Here is a 20482-nt window from a genome sequence, read left to right as displayed (position 1 = left end):
ATTTCCAAAACTTTCTTCCTTTTACATTCTACAGTGGGTAGACCTTGCGAAATTCTTCCAAAACGACCTTGCTATCAGGTGTAAAAGTCAGTCTAGCCTCACTCAGACACTCCGTAAAAAAGGCCTCATGAACCTGACGCCAATAGGCTAGGGATTTGTCACCTTCCCCTTCCTTAAAGGCATGGTCAGCAGAAACTTGATGAAAAGGCTGAACGGAGACCTTTGTAATTTCGACAATACAGACAGCCTGATTTTGACTGTCTAAAATGATATCGAAGGTCCCTTTTTGTGGAAGGGGTTCGTCTTCTAGTGCGTAGAGGTCGTAGGCTGAGGCGGTTGCTGTCTTTTCACCTTTTAAAACCAAACCTGCCAAGGTATCGGCTTCCACTCCAAAAGCCCAGGCATCTATCTCATCTCCGATAGAGGGGTTAATTTGCTTGTAAATATTCCACATTTCTTGCGGTGTCATGGGTTGCTCCTTTGTAATTTTTTACTTAATTCTTTTACACGTTTGAGGTGGTCTGGATGGTCAATCTCTAAATCAAAAATCTCTGGAATAGAACTGTAGTGGATAATGCATTTGATACCCATCTGATTCATTTTTTGTATGAAGGAAAAGTTCAGATAACCTGCTACAGCCAAGTCAATCTTTTTCATCCTTGCTTTATCCTGCATATCTCTCAGCATATCTAACATTATTGGACTTTCCATATCATGCCATTGACTATTTCTCACAGTCGCAAAAACAAAAGAAGTCAAATCATTCATTCCAACTACAATCTTTGAAATACCAGTTTCCAGTATCCTGTCCAAGTATCCTGTCCAAGTCAAAATAAGCTGACGGTAATTCAATCATTGTGCCGACTTTTCCAGTAAAACCATGCTCACGCAATACTCTAATAGCTTGCTTTAACTGCTCAGAATTATTGACAAAAGGAAAAATAACAGACAAATTGGGATTTGTTTGATAAACTTCTGTAACGACATGTGCCTCAGCCTGAAATTCATCAGGACACGCCAGCAAACGCCTAGTTCCTCTATATCCAAACAAGGGATGATTTTCATCAAAATGCTCTTTAGTTCCCTCTAAACAATTAGCTTCTGTATTTGTTAACTCTGAAAAACGATACCAAACCTCTTCATCTGAGTACAAGGAGCAAATGGTGTCTAGATAATCTTTTACAAATTGCTGACAACTTGCTAATAGGATGTTTTGATTAAGCTCTCTCAACAAATATTCCCCACGAATCATACCAACATGATGCAATAATTGAGGGTAAACTTTTTCAACAATTTGTTCGCCACTAAGAGCAAGTTGGTTTTGCATAGCCATTCACCTCGTCTTAAAACATACAATATCAGATATCATTATATGATACCTTCCTCTAGTTCAAAAGCTTCATAAGGTTCAAATAACTCATATCCTAAAAATTCTGCTACTTTTTTGGAAGCCTCGTTATGAGCATCCCAAAGTGGAAACATATCTCTATTTAAACTCTCCAGAATCATTGTAGCACCAAGCTTTTTAGCAAATCCATTTCCTTGTTCGTTTGGTCTAGTTGCAACTTCCACTTCAACTGCTCCACGGTAAACTAACCCTGAGGAAATCCCAGCAATCAGTTCATTATTTTTAAGAATCACAAAGCCAAATCCACCCTTTAAAACAAAATCCTGATAGGACTCAAAATCCCCCTGTAAATCTTGTGACCATTCTTCCTCAGAAAAGCAGTTATAAATATGATTATCAATAGGCACAATATTGTAATCTTCCTCTAAGTGAGTAACTAGACCATTTAGAAATTCAACTTGAAAATTTGCCTTATCTTTAAAAGAATAGCGAGTAAAAGAATTTAGCTCCACTTTCCGATGTAGAAAATCTTGCCAATTAGTATCTTCTGAAATAATAATCTTATAATCTAAACCGTATTTCCTAACAAAATCTTCCCAAAATCTGGAATCCAACTCCCCTGCTAGGTATAGAAAATTTCCAACATCATAAAAGCTTGTTGTCCTATCACTGTTTCGGTAGACAGTTCCGATTTGAGATTTAAGACCATAAAGAACCATATTTTTCTTCCATGTTTTAAATAGTTCCATTATCCCCCTACTTCACCTTCCAATTCATATACAAGGTCTTGTCCAGCTCTGGAAATCTCAATAATTCAGACTTAACCTTCAAGACTAATGGTGATGCATTTTCTTCTGTGATTTTCTGAATATCCATCCAAACATATCCGAGTGAATCATTCGCACCATCAGACACAGCTTCAGAAATCGTGACTTGAGCTTCCTTCTCGTTGACTTCAATATCATAAAATGCCATGATATGGTGAACCATAAAATTTGTTAACTCTTCCCTGACGAAAACATCGTAGATTCGAGGATTGGAGTAGCTTCTAACAGTAAAACCTGTCTCTTCCATAACTTCTCTAATCAACGTTTCCGTCAATCCTTCACCAAGTTGCTGACTGCCTCCAGGTATATCATAACGATGTTGATAAGGGCCTCTCGTTTTTTCAATGCAGAGTAATTTCCCATTTTCAAAGCAAACAGCATAGACTCCAAAGTGTTTTTTGATTTCCATCCAACTCCTCCTACTTCAAACTCCAACCACCATCAATGGTCAGGATTTGTCCTTGCATGGCGCTCGCTTTTCCACTTGCTAAGAAAAGGCTAATCTCTGCTACTTCCTCTGGCTCAATCCAGCGCTTGATTGGCGTTTCACTAGCTACCCAGTCAGCTAAGCCACCTGGTTCAAAGTCCGCAGCGGTCATAGCTGTCTTGACTGCCCCTGGAGCAATCCCAAAGACCTGAATACCAGCCTCAGCATAGTCTAGAGCCAACTGCTTGGTAAAGCCAGCTAGGGCGTGCTTAGACGAGGTATAGGCGTGACCACCTCCGCCAGCTAGGTTTGAAGCGATGGAGCACATATTGATGATGATTCCTTTTTTATTTTCCAGCATTTGAGTCAGATAATGTCGCGTCAACTCTACTGGAGTCACATAGTTGATTTCAAAAATCTCTTGGATTTCTTGGGCTGATTGTTCCAAAAGTGGTTTGAAATCATCCAAAACTCCTGCAGTATTGCACAAAACATCCACCCGAGGGCACCAGTCAAAAACAGGCTCCAAGTCCAAGGTCAAATCTCTCTGTAAAAAGTGAAAATCACGCTCTAAGAGTGGATTTTCACCTTGGTCAACTCCATAAACTTGATAGCCATTCTCTAAAAAGAGTCGTGCTTGAGCCAGACCAATTCCTGAACTTACTCCCGTAATCAATACACGTCTAGTCATACACTTCTACCCAATCCGTCGCCAAAACATCACAAGGTGTCGGGCTCCACATGGAAAAACCTTCTCCCTCCCCAGACACGTTGATGAGAAAATAAGGCGTCACTTCAAGTGCAACCCCGTTTTGTTCGATAGTGTCAAAGAGTTGGACATAGTTTTCAGCCCCTCCCCAACCAGTTCGTACATATTTTTTCTTAGCCTTTAATCCAGGCAGGATTTCTTCAAAAGTCATGATGTTCTCCTTCAATTCTACATTCTTCATTTAATTATAACAAAAAACCGTTTTCCAACGGCTTTTTGACTGTATATCTGCTAAATTCTTCCTACCACTGCAATCCAGCTTCTCTAATTTCTTTCTTGGAAGCGAATTTACCATTTGGTCTGTGCCATCTTCCGTTTTTATCTCTAAAGTAGCCACCTGAATTTGTTGATTGCGAGTTTGATTCCTGGCTTTCTTCCTTTTCTTGTGCGGCTTTACGAGCTTTTTCCTGTTCTTCTTCTTTTGCTTTCTTTTCAGTTGCTTCTTTTTCTTCAGCCTCTTTCTTGGCTTTTTCCTCAGCTTCCTTCTTAGCCTTTTCTTTTTCTTCTTTTATCTTTGCATCTTCAACTGTATTCTTAGCAGTACCATCCAAGTAATTGATTTCCGCATTAGCTGAAACATTGTCTAAAACGACATGCGTCACAGAATACTGATCAACCTTTTCCTTACTACCACCCAACTTGATCTCCAAGAGTTTGCCATTTTCATCAATTCCCACATACTGCAACTCAATCTGTCTAGGGATCAATTCGTCTTTTTGATAGATTGGGGTCACCTTGTAATCAAGAAAGTAGTTTGGGTGATTGGCCAACCAAGAGTCCAATCGATTCTCATAGTAAAGCATGCTACTTTGGTTTTGGTCATCTGTTCCAGAATAATTTCCAGCATTGAGCCAGTTAGTCATTGGAACCAGATTTCTCTTTTCATCGTTTAATCCGCTAAACTGATAACCAATCAGATGACCTCTACTCATCAACCAAGCTTCTTTTTTACCGTCACCATAAAAGAATTTATAATTGTGCCATCCAACTGGATCATAAGTCAACTTGGACTCTCTCTTTTCAGTTGGTTCATCGCTGTCCTTAAGTTGAATATGAGCACCCGTTGCGCGTGATTTAGAATCCAATTCCCCAAGTTCTAACTGCTTTTCATTTTTAAAAGGCAAGAGTCCAGCTTCTTTAAACAACTTTTCATCGAACTTGGTTTGCTTCTGTTCAATTTTTTCTTCTGGGACCTTTGATTCTACCTTATGTCCAGAACAAGCAACTAGTGTTGTGATTGAAAGCAAGGCAATTGAGAAGGATAATAGCTTTTTCATAAAAGTCTCCTTTTTATATAGTAATTAGATTAATATCTTCTATTACATTTTACTATCATTTTGTTAATTGTTCAAGAACAAAGATGCTGTTATTATACTATTTTTCTTCCAATGACTAAAACAAAAACGATAACCACTTTTTCAGTAGTTACCGTTGATTTCTTTTGATTAGTCTTTCCCACCAAGTCTACTATTGATGGTCATCATGATGCTGGCTATTTTCTCACCCCAGTATGGATCAGAAGCATAGCGAACATTCATTCCGGTTGCTTTATTTCCAAGGTGGTCTCTGCCATAGTCGATGTAGTTCTCACGGATCCACTTGGCGGCTCCAAGGATTCCTTTATCCACATTATCAAAGCTCTTGGCTGAGAGATATGGGCTCGTATCATAAGCAGCAATACCAAAGAAGTTGTTCTTATCTCTGGCAATTTGACTGCGTCCCCAAGCACTTTCAAGGGCACTATGTGCCATCAAGTAAAGGGCATTGACACCGTAGCGTTCCTCAGCTTCTTTGAAAGTCGCTCCTTTACCTGCGAGAGGACTATCCTGCAAGTTCATCATCGAATACAGTTTATCCAATTCAGCTGCACTATAATTACTTGGTTCTCTCAAGTTTTTATAGAGGAAAGGATTTTTAATGGTAAAGCCATCAAAATGCTCTCCATCAGTTGAGTAGTACTTCTTACCAATAACCATAGCAGATGTGTGTGGAGCTACTTTGATACTCGTATAAGGAGAGAGTTCATGATAGAGGAATTTCCCATCACTAGTATAATGAGGGATAAACTCGCTTCCTTCATCCACTGCTGTCAAATCACTTTGATTCATATAGCCAGACAAGCCAGAAATCGAAACTGCAAGTCGGCCACCTTTTCGCGTCGAGCTATCCAGTGAAACGATGCTTCCTTGGTTAATGTAACTTAAGATTTCTCCAGATGCACTATAGACATAGGCTGTGATGGGTTTAACTTTGTAATATTTGGTTTTATCCGCAACATGCCATCTACCAGAAGCATCCAAGGTATGACCATCCACAGTTTCATTTTTTGCCATATAACCGCCTGATTTAAGGTAGTACCATGATTGGTCGGATGAATCGTAGATTAATTCTTTCTCAGCCATCTTTCCATTTGACTTGAGGTAGAACCAATTGTTCTTGTACCATACCCACTCACTCGCAGCCATATAACCACCAGATTTGAGATAGTAGTAACCATTATCCCAGAGCCATTCTTTATTGGCATAATTTCCATCAGAGTTAATATAGAACCAAGAGTTATAATTCTTGTCAAAGAGCCACCCTTTGCCAGCTTTTGCTCCACTGCTCGTCACATAACTGCGGTCAATCCAAGTTTCTGTAGAGAGGTAGCCACCAGATTTGAAATGGTAATCCTTGCCTTTGATGGTTTGCCAACCTTTTTCAGCATAGGTTCCGTCAGCTTTCAAGTAAAACCAAGAGTTATAATTCTTGTCAAAGAGCCATTCCGATTTCAATTTAGCTCCACTTTTAGCAACATAGAAGCGATCAATCCAGCGCTCGGTAGAAAGATAACCACCGGATTTAAAATGGTAATCTTTTTCTTTGATCTTTTCCCAGCCTTTTTCGGCATAGGTTCCATCAGCTTTCAAGTAAAACCAAGAATCATAATTCTTATCAAAGAGCCATTCCGATTTCAATTTAGCTCCACTTTTAGCAACATAGAAGCGATCAATCCAACGCTCAGTTGAAAGATAACCGCCTGATTTAAAATGGTAGTCCTTCCCATCTATGGTTAACCAGCTATTTTCAGCGTAGGTGCCGTCTTGTTGAAGGTAGAACCAACTGCTATAGTTGTCATCATAAATCCAGGCTTGTTTAACCTTATGACCATTTTCTGATATATAGTTCTTACCAAGCCAAGCATTTTTCAGCATTTTACCTTGTGAATTGATGTAGTATTGGTTCTCCCCTTGAGTAATCCACTCATCTTTGGCCATTTTCCCATCTTCTTTAAGGTAATATTTTTCCTGACCTTGTTGAATCCACTCATTTTGAGCTTTCTGACCATCAGACTTGAGATAATACCAGGATTCTTGTTCCTGATTAAATACCCACTGTTCCTTAGCTTTAGCACCACTTTCAGTCACATAATACTGGTCAATCCACATTTTCGTAGCTAATTTTCCAGCTTCGTTAAAATAGTAGTCCTTACCACCAAGTGTCAGCCAACCATTCTCAGCACGATTTCCATCAGCTGTTAAATAAAACCAAGCCTGTTGCGTTTGGTCAAAGATCCATTGGTTGGTTGCTGGTTTCCCATCTGCTTTGAGGTAGGTCTTTCCTTGCCAAGTTCCCTCTTCTGCTTTTGCTGTCTCCACTACAGTAAAAAAACACCCCAATAAGCCAGCACTTACTAGGGCCACTTTCCATCGTTTCATTTAAATGCTCCAATAACGTTTTCTAATCCCTATTGTAACATAGTTAACCGACGGAAATATTACAAATTGATGAAGATTCTATTTCGTGTTGACGATAAGGAAGATCTAGCTTATCTCAGACTGGCTTTGACTTCCTGACGGAGATCTTCCAAACTGCTAATGCCATATTTGTCCATGACTTTTGGCAGATTTTCGATGATGTCAGGACAGGCGTATGGATTGGTAAAGTTGGCTGTTCCAACACCGATGGCAGAGGCACCAGCCAGATACATTTCTAGCGCTGCTTCAGCCGAATCCACTCCCCCCATTCCAATGATCGGGAGGTCTGTGGTTTGGGCTACTTGACGAATGAGTTTGAGGGCGACCGGAAAAACTGCTGGGCCTGACATTCCACCTGTACCATTGGCTAGGATTGGTTTTCTAGTTTTGAGGTCAAAGCGCATACCGACAAGGGTATTGATCATGGTTAACCCACTTGCTCCTGCATCTTTTGCGGCTTTAGCAATAGTGACAACATCCGTTACACTAGGGGTTAACTTAACATAAACTGGCACATCAGAGGCTTCCACAGCTGCTTTTACCACTTCGTAGGCCAAATCAGGATCTTGCCCAATCAAAAGTCCATGATTGCCATGATCCACATTCGGACAAGAGATATTGAGCTCGATCGCTTTTACATTAGCTGCCTTGGAAATTCCTCGAGAAACGGCAGCGTACTCTTGTTTTGAAAAGCCTGCTACATTGGCGATGATGGGAAGTTTAGGATACTCTCTTTCCAGCCAAGGCAATTTCTCAGCTAAAACAGATTCTAAACCTGGATTTTGCAAGCCGATTGCATTGAGCATACCAGCAGGCGTCTCTGCCACCCTAGGAGTTGGATTGCCAAAACGGGGTTCTAGAGTCGTTGCCTTGATCATAATAGAGCCTAAAAGGTCCAAATCATAGTACTTGGAATATTCCTGACCAAAACCAAAACAGCCTGATGCTGGTATGATAGGATTTTTCAAATCCAATCCCGGTAGAGAAACTTGTAAACGTTTGTTAGTCATGACTTTCTCCTTATAATACAACTGTTCCTGTACGGAAAACAGGGCCATCTTCACAGACGCGTTGACTAATTGTCTCACTATCTGGCACTTTTAGGACACAGGCATAGCAAGCCCCCATCCCACAAGCCATACGAGATTCTAGAGATAGATAGGCTCTTGGGTGATTATAAAATTTTTGATTGATGTACTTCATCATTCCAGGCGCTCCACATGAGTAAACAGCATCAAATTGACTGTCTAAGTCATTAATGACGACTGACACATTTCCCTTGATACCATATGAACCATCATCTGTCGTTACAAAGACCTGACCATATTGGGTCAATTCTGTTTCGAGAATCACAGCATCCTTGTTGGCAAAACCGAGGACTGTCACTACTTTCACCCCACGCGCATGCAATTCCTTGGCCACCTCAAGCAAGGGTGGAACACCGATTCCACCACCAACGAGGAGGACTTGACTCTGGTCGTCTAGGTCAGACAAGTCAAAACCATTTCCCTGAGGTCCCATCACATCAAGAGTATCTCCCTGACTTAAGGTTGAAAAAATAGCGGTCCCAGCCCCCTCAATCCGATAAATGAGGTGGCACTGCTTGTTTGCCTTGTCAATAGACGAAATTGAAATAGGACGGCGCAAGAGATGGGCATCATCAGGCACACGCAGATGAAGAAATTGACCTGCTCGCATGGCTTCAACCATCTCCCCTTCTAGGACTAATTCAAAGATTGCTGGCGCGATTTCCTCTTGTGCAACCACCTTCATGGTTTCCAAACGAATAGCACCCAAACGTTTCTTACATGTGGGATTCATGACTTTTCCTCCTTAAATTTAAGGGGACCAGATAAAGAAAAGACCTTGCTAATGCAAGGCCTCAGTTAGGTTAGGCTAGAACTCATGCGCACACTTAAAAAGTCTCCACAGAGAGTCCCTTTATCCCTTTTATCTGACACCTTGTGAGTCTCTCTGGACTCCCCTTAAAGGTTAAATTTGTATTAGTATACTCTTTCAAAGAAAAAAAGTCAAGCAGAAAACGAACATTCTACTTGACTTTACTGGATTATTTTTCACGAATGACTTCGACCTTGTAGCCATCAGGATCCTTGACAAAGTAATAGTTTGGTGGGTTACCTGGTAGGCCTTTGGGCTCTGTAACCTCATAGCCTTTGTTGCTGTGTTCTTGATGAAGTGCCTCAAGGTCAGGTGTACTGAGGGCAATATGGGCAAAGCCATCTCCTACCACATAAGGACCGTGATCATAGTTATAAGTCAACTCCAACTCATAGTCATCCCCCTCAAGTCCTAGGTAGACAATGGTGAAAGCATGATCTGGAAAATCTCTGCGACGCAATTCTTTAAATCCAAAAGCATCTTGATAAAAAGCGATTGATTTTTCAAGGTTTTCTACTCGCAAGCAAGTGTGTAGCATTTTTGAAGCCATTTTCATTACCTCTTTCATTTTAATAGTTCTATTATACCTTTATTCAGGAAAATTTACTAGAAACTTGAACTAGAGTCCTCTTCTCTAAGCTTTCATTCTAAGCAGCACTTTTACGATTTTCCTTGCGTATATTGCGAATAAGGAAAAGCATGATCAGGACAAAAAGTCCTTCGAGGAAGTAGAACGTAAATTCGCTGTTCATGAGTAGTAAGTCTTTGTAATGATAGTTATTACCGAAAACTGAATTTGGTGCAAATAGGATTCGGAACAGTCTTCTTAGGAAAATAAAGATCTGCAATCCATAAATCATAAAGACCTTCTTCACACCAATCATGAAGCCTTGTTCCTTTGTAAAATAAGACAAGGCAATTCCATTTAACAAGAGAATAACCGTTATGGCCAGAGTTTCATTTCGTAGAATAGTTGGATCAAAGTTATCTAAACGGCTGTGAATGTAAGGCAACGTTTGAAAGAGTAAGATTCCCAAGATTGCTGGTATGAAAATTTTCTTCAGAGATGGTGGAAATCCGGGACTAAATCGTGTAAAAGACAAGCAAATCACAAGGATTGCAAAAATATGGAAGTACATCATTGCAACTCCGGAAATGATCTGGTTTCGATTTACCAAAGCGGATAAGAAGCCAGCAGAAAGAAAGATACCGATAGGAATCAGCTTCTCCAAAGAATAATCCCACTTCAACCCCTGACTTACTTGGAAACCATCGATGAAGCTGAAAAATGTAATAAACATAAGGGCACCGATGAGGCCAAACGGTAAGGATGGAATGACGAGGGTCAATAGCAAGATTAGTAGGAACCATGGATGGGGGCTGTAGTAGAATTTCCGTTTTTCTCCTCTAGCAGTCACTCCTTCCTCAATCGGTGTTTTCCTTAATTTTAGCATATAGACGTAAAAGAGTGAAAACATACCCGCATGAACCCATGAATTATAACCAGGTCGCTCTATAATACTGACTAGCAAACTCACAATCGTAAAGAGGCCAAAGAAAATCTGAAGAAACTTATTTTTAAAGACCTGTCTTTTTTTCCAATCCAAATAAGAGAGTCTGGCCTTTGGATGACTAAGTTCATAGGCATAAGTCGTCATCTCTTCTAGTTTCTGGTCTGTCTCCTCCGTCATCATTTGGGGAGCCATTTTAGAAGTAGGAAAAGGAGCTAAAACATATCTCAGGAGCTCGCCGTCTGTAAACCGATGGTACTCCTTATAGATCTGTTGAAGCAAAATCGTTAGAATGCGTGGTCTTCCTTTAAAGTAGCTTCTCCACTTCTCCCAATCATTGATATCTTCATCGCTCTTCGTGAGCTTATCCATATAGAGATAACCTTCATTGTACCAGTAATCAAAATTTTCTTTTTTATCTAGTGCGTACTCCTCTACCACTGAAGGATAAGAATGGATACTCTTCCAGAAATGAAGTTTTTTCAGGTAAGGATTTGATTCCTCATCACTGTAACGTTCCACAAATTGGAGAACGAGAGCTAACACTTTCGCATTGGTTAAAGGATAGACGTCCACCTTTTCTAACAAATCAAGTAGGAGCGTGTGATCTTTGACTGATTCAAAAAGATATTGCCAATCACGTAACAGTTTGTACTCGTCTTCATAGCGAGCATGGAGCAACTCATAGAAGGCTGCCTCAACTTCATCTGGATTATCTAGAGAGTAGTGACTAAAGTCAACGTTTTCTCCCAGCTCCCCTTTTACTTCGTCTAAGTAATCAACCAAGTCATTCAAGAGTGGATAATCCTCTTCAAATATGACTTGTCGGTTTTTTTCAAGAATATAGGTTAAAACTGGCACACTCTTGATTATCTGACGATTTTGATTTACTTGATCTAAGACCATAAAGCTCAGATAGGGGTGCTTGAAAAACTCTATCCAAGAGTTCAATTGATTTGCTTTGTTAGAATCTTGGAGAATTTCTTGGCAAAGTTGATAAGAATAATAGAATTCTTCAGTGGCTTCATGGGCGCTTTCAAGCGAACTGCCTTCCTCTTCTGCTATATCTCTTTTAACTTTCCAATACTTCAGTTTATAGTAATAGCCCCAGTACTTAAAGTCAGGTATATAGTCTTCCAGCAAGGGAATAAGGATAGAGAATTGCTCCGGTTTGTTAAAAATATAAACATCCATTTCCTCTAAAACGGATTGAACAATGTCCATATCATATTGATACTGATGAAAGAACTGACGCCATAGATGCTCTTGTTCTTCTGGACTGTAATCATCATTTTTAACAATACTTTCAATCGCATTTCGGATCAGATAAGTTTCTTCATTATAACCGCTAAAGTCAAGAGTAGACCTTGTTGTTTCTTCTTGCCCACGGTTCTCTTCGTCACCAAACGTTTCAAAGTTGAGGGTATTCTTAGCTCTTTCTTCAGAATCTCCATTTAGCTGAACTTCCTCATCATAGTCACTAAAGTCAAGGGTGGACTTTTGCTCATCCTCTTCTGCTTTAAAGGTTTCAAAGTTAAAGGAATTGCTTGTTTTATCAGTTGATTGCTGATAATCACTGAAATCAAGACTAGATGTTTCAGACTCTTCGTTCTCAGTCTTCGTTTCTTCAGTCAAGTTTTCAAAGTTGAGACTTGAGTTAGGCTTTCCATTCGCCTTTTCTTCAAGTTCAGTAGCTTCTTGAGAGTCACTCGCTTTTCTTAGACTATTTTCTGGTCTTGTATTTCTAGACCTCGCATAAGTCAAGGCTTTTTGGTACGCTTCAACAATTTCTTGGTAAATTTCTGGTTGGTCTTCTGGGTGATAGAGCCGAACCAGTTCAGCATAACGCCTTCTAATAAGCTTGACGTCAGTCGTTGGCTCTATCCCTAAAGTTTCCCATATATTCATAAGGTCTCCTCTTTTACAGTCCTCGCTCTAGGAAGTCTAGATAGTTTGAAAATGATTGATAGAGTTTTGGCAAATGATACACAGATGCTTGACTGACCTCTTCTTCAAATCGTCTAGTTTCAGCCATTAGCTCATCTCTTCTTCTCCCCAAGAGCATACTGTACACGCGATTCGCTTTTTCAATCAAGAAACGATAAACCTCTGTTTCTTGAGCATTGATCTTATAGCGAGTCAACTCTGCTTGCTTAGCCTTGATTTCCTTTTCTGTCAGAGTAACACTATCTTGGAGAATAACATGACTAAAGACTTCCTGTGTTGAATCAATTTTCACTTCGACATCCAAAATTCCATTTAAATCATAGGTAAATCGAACTGTGAAACTTTCATTTACTCTAGTATTCACAGGGACGGGAACTTCTAATTCTCCTAGGAACAGGTTTTGTGATGCCTTCATCATCTCACCTTGATAGACCTTTATCTTGACTTGGCTCTGTCCCAATTCAGCCGTATAGTACTGCTCGATGCGTGAAGCAGGTAGGGTAGAATTTCGCTCAATAATCGGCGAAAAACGGTCTCCAACTATCTCAATCCCCAGTGTAAAAGGACAAATATCAGACAGCAACAAATCACGTATCTCACCCTTCCGTTCTTTTATTCCAGCTAAAAGGGCACAACCTCTCGCAATCATCCGATCAGGATCATCCGAAACCTGCACCACTTGATTGATACAGTAGGATAAAAAGTCCTGAACCAAGCGGAGTTTCGAAGTCCCCCCAACAAGAACAAAGTTATCTGATGATACATAGCTATAGCGTGCATCCATTAAGGCACGGTCCAAAACAGCCTTAACACGGGCTAGCAGAGGTTGACAAAGCTCATAAAAGCGTTGGTAGCTCAAGTCTAGAGTGTATTCCTGATCTTGGTCCAGAACTGTCATCTTCACTTCTTCTTTACTATTGAGTTCTAGCTTAGTCTTTTCAGCCTGTACCAGAATTTTGCTATAAAATTCTCGGGAAATCGAATCCTTGGTTAATTGATTGGAGACTAAAAATTCCTCAGCAATAGCCGAAGTAAAATCTTCTCCTCCCAAACGATTGTCCCCTGCGATCGAGACGATTTCGACGATATTATCAAAAAGCTCTACAACTGAAATGTCTAGAGTCCCACCACCAAAATCGACTACAATAAAGGATTGATCTTCTTGGTTTACCATAGATCTTTTAGCAAGAGCTGCTGCGGAAGGTTCATTGATAATCCGATCAATCTGAACACCTGCAAATTTCCCTGCTAGTTTGGTCGCATAGCGTTGAGCATCGTTGAAATAGGCTGGTACACTGACAATCACTTCCTCAACCTTTTCTCCAAGATAGGTCTCTGCATCGTCTACCAACTTTCGAATGATAAAGGAGCTTAATTCTTCAGCTTTATATGCTCGATTTCCTAGCGTCAACTCATGCTTGGTCCCCATAAAACGCTTGAACTGAGAAACCGTCTTATCTGGGTGGGTCACCAAGCGTTCCTTGGCAATTTTTCCAACTATAATCTCATCATTGTCATCTAAAGCCACAACAGATGGAGTCAAATACTCACCAAAAGCATTGGGAATCAGCTTGACCTGGCCATCTTGATAAACCCCTACTAAAGAATTAGTCGTTCCTAAATCAATACCTACTATCATCTTCTTCTAACTCCAAATCTTTTTTAGATATTCCTATTATACAAGAAATATCCTATTTTCTTTGAAAAAATCTGTGATTTACTCTCTAAAATAGAAAATCGTTTAAGGAAAATAAAAAAGTTTCACCCTACTCTTGCGGTAAAAACCACGAGAGTAAGAATGAAACAGTTTGTCATTATTTACCAAGTTTTGCTTTAGCTGCATCTGCAAGAGCTGTGAAAGCTGCTGCATCGTTAACAGCCAAGTCAGCAAGCATTTTACGGTTAACTTCGATTTCAGCCAATTTCAAACCATGCATCAATTGTGAGTATGAAAGTCCGTTCAAACGAGCTGCCGCATTGATACGAGTGATCCACAATTTACGGAAGTCACGTTTTTTCTGACGACGGTCACGGTATGCATAGTAGTAAGAGTTCATTACTTGTTCTTTTGCAGTACGGAACAAGATGTGTTTAGCTCCATAGTAACCTTTTGCTAATTTAAGAATACGTTTACGACGTTTGCGTGATACAACGCCACCTTTAACACGTGCCATGTTTTATTTCCTCCAAATATTTCCTAGAATTGTTTACTTACTGTTAGGCTATTATTTCAAGCGAGTAAGCATTGCTTTGATACGTTTGAAATCTCCTGAATGCACCATAGATGCTTTACGAAGATGACGACGTTGTTTCTTAGTTTTTCCGTGGAAACGGTGAGAAGTGTAAGCACGGAAACGTTTAAGTCCACCAGAACCTGTACGTTTGAAACGTTTAGCTGATGCGCGGTGTGTTTTTTGTTTTGGCATGATTTTTTCTCCTTTATTTAACTTTCTGACAATTATTTTTTGTCAGTTGCTGGCGCCAACTGCATGAACATTTGGCGTCCATCCATCTTAGCTCGTTGTTCGATGATCGCAATATCTTGTGTTGCTTCAGCAAACTCGGCTAAAACTTTTGCACCAATCTCTTTATGGGTGATCATACGCCCTTTAAAGCGAATGGATACCTTAACTTTATTTCCTTTTTCAAGGAACTTGCGTGCATTGCGAAGTTTTGTGTCAAAGTCACCCTTGTCAATAGTTGGACTCAGACGAACTTCTTTCACAGTAACAACACTTTGTTTTTTACGTTGTTCTTTTTGCTTTTTCTGATACTCAAATTTGAACTTACCGTAGTCCATAATTTTAGCAACAGGTGGCTTTGCTTGGGGTTGGATCAATACTAAGTCAACATTTGCACTATCAGCTAATGCTTGCGCTTCACTGAGTGGCTTGATGCCTAGCTGTTCTCCCTCAAGACCGATCAAGCGAACTTCACGTACACGAATTTCATCATTGATGAATAAGTCTTGCTTTGCTATGGTTTTCACCTCTTTTTTATTATTAGAGAAAAACAATAGCGGACTCGTAATAATACAAGCCCGCACGTTATGATAGCGTTTCTTAGAAACTTTTCATCCGTAGGGCCAGGCAACTTGATGTCACAAGGCGAGAAGCTCTCACTTCTGCTTTTCTCAACTTTTATATGATACCAAGTTTTCTATCCCTTGTCAAGATAAAAAGTCAATTTTTTAAAAACTTTGTCTATCTTATCGAACCGTTTCAATTCGCCAACTATTCCATCCTTTAAAGCGAATAGCCCCTTGCTGGTCAGTTCGGTAAATCTTACTCTTGATACTTTCCAGTCGTGTCAAGGTTTCCTGATGGGGGAGTTTCGCACGATTGTTTTTTCCAACTGAGATGAGAGTGAACTCCGGTTTGAGCTGTTCTAGGAAAGCTGAATTGGATGATGTTTTAGCACCATGTTGACCTGCTTTCAGGACATCCACCTCTAAGTCAGGGTATTGCTTTAGAAGATCCTTCTCTCCCTTCTCTTTCAAATTTCCTGTGAAGAGAAAGTGCTTATCCAAAAGTTTCCCATAAAGAATCAGGGAACCATCACGATCCCCATCTCCAATCTGCCTTGGAGATAGAAGTTCTAAGTAACTGCCAAAAATCGGCAAGTTTTCCCCTGCTGTCACACTGCGTACCTTGGTTTGGCTTGCTTCTAGTTCTGATACAAATTCCTTCTGTGTCAAACTTCCTTTTGATACTAAAATCTCCCCGACATGGAAAGCCTTGGTCACCTCCAGCAAATCGCCAATATGCTCCTTATCTGTATTTGTCAAAATCAGCTGGTCAATCTTGTCTACTCCTCGACTTTTTAGATAGGGAATCAAGGTACGCTGGGCATTGCTGGTCGTCGACTTTTCTTGCCAAGCCTCGATTTTCTTATCAGATTCTGCCTTACCACCTACATCTATGAGAATAGTTTTACCAGTCATATCCCGTAGGAAAATACTTTCTCCTTGCCCCACATCCAACATAGTGATTTCATTTTCCAGCGGATGCTTGGTCAGGAAAAAGAGACCCACAATAAAGAGACTAAATCCTGCTAGTCTTTTAATGTTTTTCCTCATGTCATAGACTAAGGCTAATGAAACTAACAGTAGAATCAACAGCCATGCGTTGGGTTGACCAAAGACCAGGGGCCTACTTGCCAGCTGCGATACCAAGCGAATGATGTTCTCCAACCACTCAAAGACAAAGTTAAACTGAGTGACTGGGTAAATAAAAGACAGAATGAATAAGATGGACAAAAGCGGTAAGAAGACCACATCAAACAGAAAGGAAAAGACAAAGGTCAAAAGAATAGACCAAGGCTGAAATTCTGCAAAATAAAAGGATAAAATGGGCAATATTCCCAAGGAAATGACCAGACTTTCTCCAGCAACAGCCTTGAGCCCATCGTCTTCTTTACTAGTCATGGTCAAGATAAAAGCGTAAGCGCAGGATAAGACCCCTCCTGCAGTTAGGAAAAAGTTAGGCATGATGATAAAGAGGACAAGGACCGTTAGGGCAAAATTATCCAAACCCTTAACACCATGTTGGGCTAGTAACTTTTGCAAGAGACTGCGAATAACAGATGCTGAAAATCCTGTCAGACCTGCATAGATAAGAGAAAAGGGATAAGTTAGCCACTTCAACTTCTCTTGGGTCAAGCCCAATCGCAAGAGGAGTTTCTTAAAGGCATCCATAAAGAAACCCACCTGCATACCCGACAGAGCAAAGAGATGGATAATTCCAAGACTGGAATAGAGCTCATTCATCTCCTCAAAATCAGTATCTAGATGTCCGAAAAGAAGACCTGTCATATAGTTGCGCATAGGATCTGGAAAGTGCATCTTAATCCAAACTACAGCCTTTCGACGTAAACTGGACAGATTTTCTCCTATATTCCAACTGCTAACCTGTTTAAGTGACTGGATGCTCTTGATAGTCAGTGTCTGATAAATCCCCTGGGTCTTTAGATAGGCTTGGTAGTCAAATCCACCAAAATTTCTCTGCCCTTCAGGATCTGAAACTTTCCCTTCTAGCTCTATCTCGTGAAGATCTGTTAAGGCTTGAAAGAGCTCTTTTTCCTCCTCAGACTGGAGTTTATAGTAAACTTGGAAGGTACGGCCGTCAGCCTTGCCCCGAAAGGACAGACTGTCTCCATTGACCTTAATAGTGTCAGGCAAAATCCGTACCCTTTCAACAGAATCTACTAGGTTTTGACTTGCTTGTGTCTGTTGCCAATTTTGAAACAAAAACCAAAATCCAAAAACTCCACAAATCGCTAAAACTTTTCCAGCAGATTTCCATGGAAATTGGAAAAAGAGGCAGAAGAGCAAAAAAACAAAACCTAGCAGTGCGAGATAGGACACTCCAAAAATGGCATAGTAAAGCCAGAGTAACAGAAAGCTCAGATAGATTAGGGGGATAGGGAAATTCTTAATCCACTGTGACATAATCTTTTAGCTTTTCTATGGTCTTAGCGCCAATGCCAGAGACCTTCTTTAATTCATCTACCGACTTGAATTTGCCATTTGCCTCACGATGGTCGATAATATCCTGAGCTCGTTTTCCTCCCAAGCCTTTGACCTGCTTTAGTTCTTCCAGACTAGCTTTATTGAGATTGACCTTCTTTTCTTTACTTGTCGAAGGAGTCGTTCCAGAGGCAGCCTGCTGACTAGCCGCTTCTTCTCCCTTAGTTGGAACATAGACAAGAGCCTCGTCACTGACTTTCTGAGCGAGATTAAGCGACTTACTATCTGCTTCCTCTGTCAATCCACCAGCTTTCTGAACAGCATCATGAACACGACTCCCTACTGGTAAATCATAAATCCCTGGCGATTTAACAGCACCTTTGACATCCACTGTGATCAGATCTTGTTCAGCAGACTCTTCCTTTTCTTCCTTCTTGACTTCCTTTTCAGACGATGAATCCTTTGAAACGGCCGAGACTTCAGCTTGCAAATTCTTTTCTTTGACGGGTGTTTGTGAAGTTGGCTTTAGTAGGAAAAATCCGCCCAAGGCCAAACCTAAAATAGCACAAATGACAATGATTTTATACTCTTTGATTTTCTCGATAATTGCTTCCATATTTTCTCCTCTCTTAAGTTATTCGCAAGAGAAAGAAAAAAACAGCTGAAAATTTCTTTTCAACTGCTTATTTATTTGCAAAATAGTCTTCCTTGGTCAAGACATAATGAACTCTTGTAACGATTCGTCCTGGTTCTTTATTATCCATTCTGGCATAGGGTTCTTCGTGGGAAAAGCGCATACCTGATTTCTCCATGACCTTTCCTGATGCGGGATTGTCTTTGTCATGAAGGGCAGTCAACTTGTGCATTCCAATCTTCTCAAAAGCCAGCTCAATCACGGCACGATTGGCTTCTGTCGTCAATCCTTGATTCCAATACTTTTGGTTGATAATGTAACCAATAGCTGCCTTCTTAAGAATAGGATCAATCTTGTGCAAGTCAATGGTTCCAATAAACTGACCATTGCTTTTTAGCTCGATCCCCCAGCGTCCCAAGGGATTAGCCAAGTAGAACTGAGCAATGTTGTTCTTGGTTTCTTCTAAGCTTTGATTTGTTGGAAAAGTGTAGCGTGTATTTTCTCTGTCTGAGGCATACTCAAACATAGCTTCTGCATCGTCCAAGGTTACAGGTCGGAGCAACAAACGCTCCGTTTCTATAGATGGATACTGGGCAAATTTCACAAATATTGATTCCATACTTTTCCCTCCATTAGAGTTTGATTCTCACTAGTCTAGCATAAATAAATTTGGATGACAAGTTTTTCTTGATTTTTGAAGCGGTTTCATATACAATAAAACCATCACATTTTTGATTTATGAACTGGAATGTGACAACTAAAACAATCCCGTCAATTGAAAGGTAGGTTATCTCTATGTTAATCGGAATTCCAAAAGAAATTAAAAATAACGAAAACCGCGTTGCCCTCACTCCTGCTGGCGTCCACAGTTTAGTCAGCCGTGGACATCGCGTCCTCATCGAAACAAATGCTGGTCTCGGTTCAGGATTTACTGATTCGGACTATCAAAAGCAAGGAGCTGAGATTGTCGCTACTGCTGCTGAAGCCTGGGCTGCCGAGTTAGTCGTGAAAGTAAAAGAGCCACTAGCTTCTGAATATGGTTATCTGCGCGACGATCTTCTTCTCTTCACCTACTTGCACATGGCCGCTGCGCCAGAATTAGCAGAAGCTATGTTAGCAGCCAAAACAACAGGAATTGCCTATGAAACTGTTCGTGACAATCAAGGACAACTACCGCTCCTCGTTCCTATGAGTGAGGTTGCAGGTCGTATGGCTGTTCAAATCGGAGCCCACTTCCTTACTAAGCAAGCTGGTGGCTCTGGTGTTCTACTTGGTGGTGTACCAGGTGTTCCAAAAGGAAAAGTAACCATCATCGGTGGTGGTGTCGTCGGTACACATGCTACCCGCATCGCCCTTGGTCTTGGTGCTCAAGTGACTATTTTAGATATCAGTGCGAAGCGTCTCTCAGTTCTAGAAGAAGTCTTTGGAAACCAAATCCAAACTCTTATGTCTAATTCATTCAACATCGAAGCAAGTGTGAGAGATGCTGATGTGGTGATTGGTGCAGTTCTCATCCCTGGTGCCAAAGCACCAAAATTGGTGACAGAAGAGATGGTCAAACAAATGCGTCCAGGCTCTGTCATTGTTGACGTTGCCGTTGACCAAGGTGGCGTTATCGAGACAGCTGACCGTGTGACAACACACGATGAACCCGTCTATGAAAAACACGGTGTTCTCCACTATGCCGTTGCCAATATCCCTGGTGCGGTTGCCCGTACTTCAACCATCGCCCTAACCAATGTCACTCTTCCTTATATCGAAGCTCTTGCTGGCAAAGGATTCGCACAAGCAATTGCTGAAGATGAGGGCTTGCGTCAAGGTGTGACCACTTATCAAGGTTACTTAACTAGCCTCCCAGTTGCTCAAGGCCTCGCTAAAGAGCACACGTCTATCGACGAACTTGTTTAAAGCTAGAC

General features: G+C 40.7%; 19 protein-coding genes, 1 pseudogene and 1 other annotated feature. Of the genes and pseudogenes, 1 reads left to right on the top strand and 19 read right to left on the bottom strand.

Going from position 1 to position 20482, the window contains the following annotated elements; all coding sequences use genetic code 11:
* Positions 1-28: 28 nt before the first annotated feature.
* The 19 genes and pseudogenes from BWR56_RS03710 to BWR56_RS03620 all read right to left on the bottom strand — a co-directional run bounded on the left by BWR56_RS03710 (position 29) and on the right by BWR56_RS03620 (position 19185).
* The gene (locus tag BWR56_RS03710) at positions 29-469 is read right to left on the bottom strand and encodes an ASCH domain-containing protein (RefSeq protein WP_071850858.1); all 441 of its coding nucleotides are present in this window, start codon (positions 467-469) and stop codon (positions 29-31) included.
* A pseudogene (locus BWR56_RS03705) lies at positions 466-1327 on the bottom strand (putative PEP-binding protein). The gene BWR56_RS03710 and the pseudogene BWR56_RS03705 overlap by 4 nt, the downstream one beginning before the upstream one ends.
* A gap of 41 nt (positions 1328-1368) precedes the next feature.
* On the bottom strand, positions 1369-2097 hold the full coding sequence (locus tag BWR56_RS03700) for a GNAT family N-acetyltransferase (RefSeq protein ID WP_000418697.1): 729 nt from the start codon (positions 2095-2097) through the stop codon (positions 1369-1371).
* A gap of 7 nt (positions 2098-2104) precedes the next feature.
* A complete protein-coding gene (locus BWR56_RS03695) occupies positions 2105-2584 on the bottom strand; it encodes an NUDIX hydrolase (protein ID WP_076984486.1) in 480 nt (159 codons plus the stop codon).
* Between the two features lie 10 nt (positions 2585-2594).
* Positions 2595-3293 (bottom strand): 3-oxoacyl-ACP reductase, encoded by a 699-nt coding sequence (locus tag BWR56_RS03690; RefSeq protein ID WP_071850854.1) that lies wholly within the window; start codon positions 3291-3293, stop codon positions 2595-2597.
* Positions 3286-3522, bottom strand: a complete 237-nt coding sequence (locus BWR56_RS03685; protein WP_033684947.1) for a DUF2829 domain-containing protein — start codon at positions 3520-3522, stop codon at positions 3286-3288. Before BWR56_RS03685 ends, BWR56_RS03690 begins: the two co-directional genes overlap by 8 nt.
* 91 nt (positions 3523-3613) lie before the next feature.
* Positions 3614-4648, bottom strand: a complete 1035-nt coding sequence (locus BWR56_RS03680; RefSeq protein ID WP_076984485.1) for a DNA/RNA non-specific endonuclease — start codon at positions 4646-4648, stop codon at positions 3614-3616.
* 168 nt (positions 4649-4816) lie between these two features.
* Positions 4817-7069 (bottom strand): glucosaminidase domain-containing protein, encoded by a 2253-nt coding sequence (locus tag BWR56_RS03675; RefSeq protein WP_076984484.1) that lies wholly within the window; start codon positions 7067-7069, stop codon positions 4817-4819.
* 110 nt (positions 7070-7179) lie between these two features.
* Complete coding sequence (locus tag BWR56_RS03670; RefSeq protein WP_196769373.1) at positions 7180-8166, bottom strand: dihydroorotate dehydrogenase; 987 nt, start codon at positions 8164-8166, stop codon at positions 7180-7182.
* Positions 8129-8929 (bottom strand): dihydroorotate dehydrogenase electron transfer subunit, encoded by an 801-nt coding sequence (locus BWR56_RS03665; protein ID WP_049505699.1) that lies wholly within the window; start codon positions 8927-8929, stop codon positions 8129-8131. Before BWR56_RS03665 ends, BWR56_RS03670 begins: the two co-directional genes overlap by 38 nt.
* A 247-nt stretch (positions 8930-9176) precedes the next feature.
* Positions 9177-9557: a lactoylglutathione lyase gene (gloA, locus tag BWR56_RS03660; protein ID WP_033629915.1), complete on the bottom strand. Its 381-nt coding sequence runs from the start codon at positions 9555-9557 to the stop codon at positions 9177-9179.
* A 97-nt stretch (positions 9558-9654) separates the two neighbouring features.
* Positions 9655-12426: a J domain-containing protein gene (locus BWR56_RS03655; protein WP_071850848.1), complete on the bottom strand. Its 2772-nt coding sequence runs from the start codon at positions 12424-12426 to the stop codon at positions 9655-9657.
* 13 nt (positions 12427-12439) lie between these two features.
* Positions 12440-14104: a molecular chaperone HscC gene (locus BWR56_RS03650; RefSeq protein WP_076984482.1), complete on the bottom strand. Its 1665-nt coding sequence runs from the start codon at positions 14102-14104 to the stop codon at positions 12440-12442.
* Positions 14105-14279: 175 nt separating this feature from the next.
* Positions 14280-14639 (bottom strand): 50S ribosomal protein L20, encoded by a 360-nt coding sequence (gene rplT, locus BWR56_RS03645; RefSeq protein ID WP_000124830.1) that lies wholly within the window; start codon positions 14637-14639, stop codon positions 14280-14282.
* Between the two features lie 51 nt (positions 14640-14690).
* Entirely contained in the window at positions 14691-14891 is a 201-nt protein-coding gene (gene rpmI, locus BWR56_RS03640; protein ID WP_001125942.1) for a 50S ribosomal protein L35, read from the bottom strand.
* A 32-nt stretch (positions 14892-14923) separates the two neighbouring features.
* Positions 14924-15454 carry a translation initiation factor IF-3 gene (infC, locus tag BWR56_RS03635; RefSeq protein WP_000848184.1) on the bottom strand — a complete coding sequence of 177 codons (531 nt, stop codon included), beginning with the start codon at positions 15452-15454 and terminating at the stop codon, positions 14924-14926.
* Positions 15455-15469: 15 nt separating this feature from the next.
* Positions 15470-15601, bottom strand: a sequence feature (ribosomal protein L20 leader region).
* Positions 15602-15673: 72 nt separating this feature from the next.
* A complete protein-coding gene (locus tag BWR56_RS03630; RefSeq protein WP_076984481.1) occupies positions 15674-17914 on the bottom strand; it encodes a DNA internalization-related competence protein ComEC/Rec2 in 2241 nt (746 codons plus the stop codon).
* Positions 17898-18548, bottom strand: coding sequence for a helix-hairpin-helix domain-containing protein (locus BWR56_RS03625; protein ID WP_076984480.1), 651 nt, complete (start codon positions 18546-18548; stop codon positions 17898-17900). Before BWR56_RS03625 ends, BWR56_RS03630 begins: the two co-directional genes overlap by 17 nt.
* Before the next feature lie 67 nt (positions 18549-18615).
* Positions 18616-19185, bottom strand: coding sequence for a GNAT family N-acetyltransferase (locus tag BWR56_RS03620; RefSeq protein ID WP_076984479.1), 570 nt, complete (start codon positions 19183-19185; stop codon positions 18616-18618).
* A gap of 176 nt (positions 19186-19361) precedes the next feature.
* On the opposite strand from BWR56_RS03620, the gene ald reads away from it, so the two are divergent.
* Entirely contained in the window at positions 19362-20474 is a 1113-nt protein-coding gene (gene ald, locus BWR56_RS03610) for an alanine dehydrogenase (protein ID WP_076984478.1), read from the top strand.
* The last annotated feature ends 8 nt before the right edge of the window (positions 20475-20482 follow it).

The sequence above is a fragment of the Streptococcus oralis genome, from assembly GCF_001983955.1.
GTDB lineage: Bacteria > Bacillota > Bacilli > Lactobacillales > Streptococcaceae > Streptococcus > Streptococcus jiangnanensis.
Note: the sequence above shows the minus strand (reverse complement) of the source record. Positions and strands in the feature narration are given on the sequence as shown.

Coding starts and splice junctions, on each gene's coding strand:
- BWR56_RS03655 (WP_071850848.1), bottom strand. CDS start 12,426: ATGAATATATGGGAAACTTTAGGGATAGAGCCAACGACTGACGTCAAG.
- BWR56_RS03695 (WP_076984486.1), bottom strand. CDS start 2,584: ATGGAAATCAAAAAACACTTTGGAGTCTATGCTGTTTGCTTTGAAAAT.
- BWR56_RS03630 (WP_076984481.1), bottom strand. CDS start 17,914: ATGTCACAGTGGATTAAGAATTTCCCTATCCCCCTAATCTATCTGAGC.
- rplT (WP_000124830.1), bottom strand. CDS start 14,639: ATGGCACGTGTTAAAGGTGGCGTTGTATCACGCAAACGTCGTAAACGT.
- BWR56_RS03665 (WP_049505699.1), bottom strand. CDS start 8,929: ATGAATCCCACATGTAAGAAACGTTTGGGTGCTATTCGTTTGGAAACC.
- rpmI (WP_001125942.1), bottom strand. CDS start 14,891: ATGCCAAAACAAAAAACACACCGCGCATCAGCTAAACGTTTCAAACGT.
- ald (WP_076984478.1), top strand. CDS start 19,362: ATGTTAATCGGAATTCCAAAAGAAATTAAAAATAACGAAAACCGCGTT.
- BWR56_RS03680 (WP_076984485.1), bottom strand. CDS start 4,648: ATGAAAAAGCTATTATCCTTCTCAATTGCCTTGCTTTCAATCACAACA.
- BWR56_RS03675 (WP_076984484.1), bottom strand. CDS start 7,069: ATGAAACGATGGAAAGTGGCCCTAGTAAGTGCTGGCTTATTGGGGTGT.
- BWR56_RS03670 (WP_196769373.1), bottom strand. CDS start 8,166: ATGGCCCTGTTTTCCGTACAGGAACAGTTGTATTATAAGGAGAAAGTC.
- BWR56_RS03650 (WP_076984482.1), bottom strand. CDS start 14,104: ATGATAGTAGGTATTGATTTAGGAACGACTAATTCTTTAGTAGGGGTT.
- BWR56_RS03620 (WP_076984479.1), bottom strand. CDS start 19,185: ATGGAATCAATATTTGTGAAATTTGCCCAGTATCCATCTATAGAAACG.
- BWR56_RS03690 (WP_071850854.1), bottom strand. CDS start 3,293: ATGACTAGACGTGTATTGATTACGGGAGTAAGTTCAGGAATTGGTCTG.
- BWR56_RS03685 (WP_033684947.1), bottom strand. CDS start 3,522: ATGACTTTTGAAGAAATCCTGCCTGGATTAAAGGCTAAGAAAAAATAT.
- BWR56_RS03700 (WP_000418697.1), bottom strand. CDS start 2,097: ATGGAACTATTTAAAACATGGAAGAAAAATATGGTTCTTTATGGTCTT.
- BWR56_RS03710 (WP_071850858.1), bottom strand. CDS start 469: ATGACACCGCAAGAAATGTGGAATATTTACAAGCAAATTAACCCCTCT.
- BWR56_RS03625 (WP_076984480.1), bottom strand. CDS start 18,548: ATGGAAGCAATTATCGAGAAAATCAAAGAGTATAAAATCATTGTCATT.
- gloA (WP_033629915.1), bottom strand. CDS start 9,557: ATGGCTTCAAAAATGCTACACACTTGCTTGCGAGTAGAAAACCTTGAA.